1 protein-coding gene is annotated in these 1,056 nt (G+C 77.0%); it reads right to left on the bottom strand.

Annotated features, from left to right (window positions below):
* Positions 1-1,056, bottom strand: a 1,056-nt coding sequence (locus AOK18_RS27080) for a flavin-containing monooxygenase (RefSeq protein ID WP_055696038.1), incomplete at both ends; no start/stop codon positions are given.

The raw sequence follows: 1,056 nt of genomic DNA, 5'->3' as shown, positions 1-1,056 counted from the left end.
CATCACCGGCACCCTCCGCGTCGAGGGCCGCCTCGCGGAGGGTGCCGGTGATGGGGTTGGTGAAGCCGGTGAAGTAGAGGCCGGGCGCGCCGGGCGGGGTGCCGGCGCCGCGGGCGACGGGTCTGCCCCGGCCGTCGAGGACGCCGAGGTGGCCGACGAGGCCCTCCAGGGCGGGGCGGTACCCGGTGGCCGCGATCACCGCGTCCGGGCCGATCCGCTCGCCGTCGGCGAGGACCGCCTCGCCGCCCTCGAACCCCTCCACGGCGGCCACGATCTCCACCGTGCCCTTGCGCACGGCGTCGACCAGCCCGACGTCCTGCACGGGGATGGCACCCTCCAGCACCCTGCTGTAGAGGCCGCTGTCGGGGCGCGGCAGACCCTGGGCCGAGAGGTCCGGCAGGGCGACCCTGGCCTGCACCCGGCACAGCCGGTCGACGAGCCCGACCGGCAGCCGGCGCACCAGGACGGCCGAGCGCTGCGCGGGCCAGCCCGCGGTCGAGCGGCGCACGATGTGCGGGACGGTGCGGACCGCCACCCGCACCCGGGAGGCCCCGCCCTCCGCCAGGTCGACGGCTATGTCGGCACCCGTGTTGCCGATGCCCGCGACCAGGACGTCCCGGCCGGCGAAGGGGCGTGCGTCGCGGTACTCGCAGGCGTGCAGGAACTCGCCGGTGTAGGAGTCCCGGCCGGGCCAGTCCGGCAGGCGGGGGGTGTGGTTGAGGCCGGTGGCGATCACGACCGCGGCACCGGTCAGTTCGCGGCCCCCGGTGGCGTGCAGCAGCCAGCCGGTGCCGTCCGCGGTGCGCTCGACCCGGGAGACCTCGACCCCGGTGACGATCTCCAGCCGGTGGTGCTCGGCGTACTTCTCCAGGTACCGGACCATGTCGTCGCGGGCGGGCCACCGCCCGAACCGGCGCGGCATCGGCAGACCGGGCAGCGCGGACAGGCGCCGGGTGGTGTGCAGCCGCAGCCGGTCGTAGTGGCGCCGCCAGGACGCCCCCACGCCGTCGGACCGTTCGAGGACGACCGCCCGCACGCCCCGGGCGCGCAGCGCGT

Origin of the sequence: Streptomyces prasinopilosus, from assembly GCF_001419695.1 — a bacterium.
GTDB classification, from domain to species: Bacteria; Actinomycetota; Actinomycetes; order Streptomycetales; family Streptomycetaceae; genus Streptomyces; species Streptomyces prasinopilosus.
This window is presented reverse-complemented; position numbering and strand designations above follow the sequence as displayed.